At 70.0% G+C, this 4,362-nt stretch carries 1 protein-coding gene; it reads right to left on the bottom strand.

The features are described 5' to 3' along the window. Positions 1–4,362, bottom strand: a 4,362-nt coding sequence (locus tag B9S57_RS04515; protein ID WP_146057709.1) for a type I polyketide synthase, incomplete at both ends; no start/stop codon positions are given.

Genomic DNA, 4,362 nt, shown 5'->3' with positions numbered 1-4,362 from the left:
AGCGAAACCATCGCCCCACCCGCCGGCAATGCCTGCATCAGACGACCCCGCGCCGCCACCARCKYCGCCGCGTCCTCCAACGACAGCACCCCGGCCACATGAGCGGCCGACAACTCACCGATCGAATGACCCAGCAGGTAATCGGGCTTCAGACCCCAAGCCGACACCAGACGGAACAACGCCACTTCAAGAGCGAACAGTCCGGCCTGCGTGAACTGCGTCCGATCCAGCAGCTCACCACCCTCGAACACCACACCCCGCACCGGACGATCCAGATGACGGTCCAACTCCGCACACACCGCATCAAACGCATCCGCGAACACCGGATACGCCTCATACAACTCACGACCCATACCCGACCGCTGCGCACCCTGACCCGAGAACAACACCGCGAGTTGCCCGGAGACCTCCTGGCCCACCGTCACCTGCGGATCGGTACCGCCCTCGGAGAGGGCTGTGACGCCACGCAGCAGCGCGTCACGGTCAGCACCGCTGACCACCGCCCGGTGTGTGAACGCCGCTCTGCCCGTGGCCAGGGAGAAGGCCACGTCGAGCGCACCGAGTTCCGGACGTCGCAGGAGGTGTGACCGCAGGAGACCGGCCTGATCCGCCAGGGCCCGTTCCGACCGGCCCGCGAGCACCCACGGCAGAACCGGCGGGGCGATGCCACCGGCCGTAGCCGCGGCAGGAGGTGCCTGTTCGATGATCGTGTGGGCGTTGGTGCCGCTGATCCCGAACGACGACACTCCCGCACGCCGCGGCTCGTCCGTCTCCGGCCAGGTGATCGCCTCGGTCAGCAGCTCGACCGCTCCTGCCGACCAGTCCACCTGTGAGGACGGGCTGTCGACGTGCAGGGTGCGCGGCAGCGTCCCCTGTCGCATCGCCATCACCATCTTGATGATCCCGGCCACACCCGCAGCAGCCTGCGTGTGACCGATGTTCGACTTGACCGACCCGAGCAGCAGCGGCCTTCCTTCCACGCGCTCCTGTCCGTAGGTCGCCATGAGCGCCTGCGCCTCGATGGGGTCACCCAGCCTGGTGCCCGTGCCGTGCGCCTCGACCACGTCCACCTGGGACGCGGAGAGACCCGCCGAGGCGAGTGCCTGCCGGATGACCCGCTGCTGTGCCGGCCCGTTCGGTGCCGTCATTCCGTTCGACGCACCGTCCTGGTTGACCGCGCTGCCCCGCACGACCGCCAGGACCTCGTGACCGTTGCGCCGTGCGTCCGACAGTCGCTCCACCAACAGCATGCCGACACCTTCACCCCAGCCCGTGCCGTCCGCCGCGTCGGCGAACGCCTTGCACCGGCCGTCCTCGGCCAGACCGCGCTGACGGGAGAACTCGATGAACGCACCGGGCGTCGACATCACCGTGACGCCGCCCGCCAGTGCCAGTGAGCACTCCCCCGCCCGCAACGCCTGGACCGCCAGGTGCAGCGCGACCAGCGACGACGAGCACGCCGTGTCCACCGTCACCGCCGGACCTTCGAGCCCGAAGGTGTACGAGAGCCGGCCCGACACGGCACTGGCGCCGTTCCCGGTCCCCATGTGGCCCTCGGCGTTCTGAGCCGACATGTACAGCAACGCCGAGTAGTCCTGGCCGTTGGTCCCTGTGAACACGCCGGTGCGGCTTCCGCGCAGGGAGGCGGGGTCGATTCCTGCCCGCTCGAAGGCCTCCCACGACGTTTCGAGCAGCAGGCGCTGCTGCGGGTCCATCGCGGTGGCCTCACGGGGCGAGATCCCGAAGAAGCCGGGGTCGAAGTCCCCCACATCATGGAGGAATCCGCCCTCCGACACGTATGAGGTACCGGGGTGATCCGGGTCCGGGTCGTACAGGGAATCCAGGTCCCAGCCCCGGTTGACCGGGAAGCCGGACACTCCATCGGCGCCTGCGGCGAGAAGCTCCCACAGTTCCTCGGGCGAGCGGACGCCCCCGGGGAACCGGCAACTCATGCCGACGATCACGATGGGATCGTCGTGCTCTGCCGCTCCCACCGCCGTGAAGGCGTCGGCCCGCTGCAGTTCGCCGCCGAACAGCTCCGTGCGCAGATGCTCGGCCAGGACTGTCGGCGTCGGATAGTCGAACACCATCGTGGCGGGGAGCGTCAGCCCGGTCTCCCTGGCCAGGGCGTTGCGGAGTTCGACAGCGGTCAGGGAGTCGAAGCCCAGTTCGCGGAAGGTACTCGCCGCCGTGACCGACTCGGCACTCGGGTGCGCCAGCACGACCGCGGCCTGCTTGCGTACGAGTTCCAGCAGTGCCCGGGACCTCTCCCCTCCGGTTGCCGTCGCCAGCCGGTCTCGCAGAACCGACGTACCACCCGCGGACGGTGTCGACGCGGCCTCCTGCAGCTCGCGCGCTTCGGCGATTCCTGCCAGCAGCGGGCTCGGGCGGAGCGCGGTGAACGCCGGGGCGAAGCGCGCCCAGTCGACATCGGCCACGGTGATGAGGGAGTCGCCCTCGGACAGTGCCTGCTGCAGAGCCGCGACAGCTCTCTCGGGAGCCATGGCCGGCAGTCCACGCCGCAGCAGGTGAGCTTCGGCCTCCCCCTGTGCCATGCCGCCCTCACCCCACGGTCCCCAGGCGACCGAGGTCGCAGCCCGACCGCGGGCGCGGCGGCTCAGAGCCAGGGCGTCGAGGTGAGCGTTGGCCGCCGCATAGGCGGCCTGGCCCCCGCTGCCCCACACCCCCGCGATCGAGGAGAAGAGGACGAACGCGTCAAGCTCTTCGTCCGCGTCGTCGTCCGTGAACACCGCGTCCAGGTTGGTCGCCCCGGTGACCTTGGCGGACAGGACGGCCGCGAAGCCGGCGGCGTCCAGCTCGGCCAGAGGATGCGACGCGGCTTCTCCGGCCGTGTGCAGCACGGCCCTTACAGGTGATCCGGCGGCCCGGAGGCCGTCCGACAGTTCGGCGAGTGCGGCGCGGTCCGTGACGTCGCACGATGCGACCGTGACGGCCGCTCCGAGTGAGACGAGTTCGTCCCGGAGCTCCGCCGCGCCCGGGGCGTCCATGCCTCGCCGGCTGGTGAGCACCAGCCGCTCGGCACCGTTGCGGGCCGCCCAGCGGGCCACGTGCGCTCCCAGAACTCCTGTCCCTCCGGTGATCAGCACCGTTCCGCGTGGCGACCAGGCGGCACCCCGTCCGGTACCGGGTGTGCGGACGAGGCGTCGTACATACACACCCGATGCACGGACCGCGATCTGGTCCTCGTTGTCGATTCCCGCCAGAGCAGCGCAGACACGTCCTACCGTCCGCTCGTCGAGTGCCTCGGGCAGGTCGAGCAACCCGCCCCAGACCTGGGGGTGTTCGAGCGCGGCCACCCGACCCAGCCCCCAGACCTGCGCCTGCACGGGGCTGACGGTGCCATCCGCCCTGCCTACCGACACCGCACCGCGGGTCAGGCACCACAGCGGAACCGTCCTGCCCGCGTCGTTCAGGGCCTGGACAAGGGTCAGGGCCCTCAGTACCTCGGTTCCCACCACTCCGGAGGCGGATTCCTCGTCCGCTGCCGGCAGTGTCACCACTCCGGCGAGTTCGGGGTAGCCGGCGAGTTCGCCGGCCAGCTCCTCCCTGCTGACGGTGTCGGCGAGCGTCAGATGTACGACCTCGGCACCGTGTGCGCTGATCCCGTCGGTGAGGGGGTGCGCCGCATGGTTCTCCGGCGTGACCACCAACCAGGTGCCCGTCAGCTCCGCATGCGGAACCGTGGAGACCGGCTGCCAGGTGGCACGGTAGCGCCAGGCATCGACGGTGGACAGGTTGCGGCTCTGCCGGCGCCAGGACGACAGCGCGGGCAGCATCGCTTCGAGCGGTGCCAGCTCGGCCGATCCCAGGGCGGCCCCCAGCGCTACAGCATCTTCCTGTTCCACAGCGTTCCAGAAAGTCGCGTCGAGGGACGAGGCTTCCGGGACTCCCTTGCCACCCATGAGAGGCGCCCCGCCTTCGGGCCAGAAGCGCTCACGCTGGAAGGCGTAGGTGGGCAGGTCGACCCGGCGGGCGCCGGTGCCGGCGAAGTACGCCGCCCAGTCGACCACCGACCCGCGTACGTAGAGCTCGGCGAGCGCGGTGACCAGCGTCTTCGGCTCGTCGCGGTCCTTGCGCAGCACCGGAGCGAACACCGAGTCCTCGACACAGTCCTGCCCCATGGCGCTGAGCACTCCGTCGGGGCCGAGTTCCAGGAACGTGGACACGCCCTGCTCCTGGAGGGTGCGCATCCCGTCGACGAAACGAACCGCCTCACGCACATGGCGCACCCAGTACTCGGGGGTGCAGATCTCGTCACCCGACACCATCTGACCGGTCACGTTCGAGACGATCNCGATCTCGGGCCGCTGGAAGGTCAGCGTCTCCGCGACCGCACGGAAG

This window comes from Streptomyces sp. SM10, from assembly GCF_002910915.1.
GTDB lineage: Bacteria > Actinomycetota > Actinomycetes > Streptomycetales > Streptomycetaceae > Streptomyces.
This window is presented reverse-complemented; position numbering and strand designations above follow the sequence as displayed.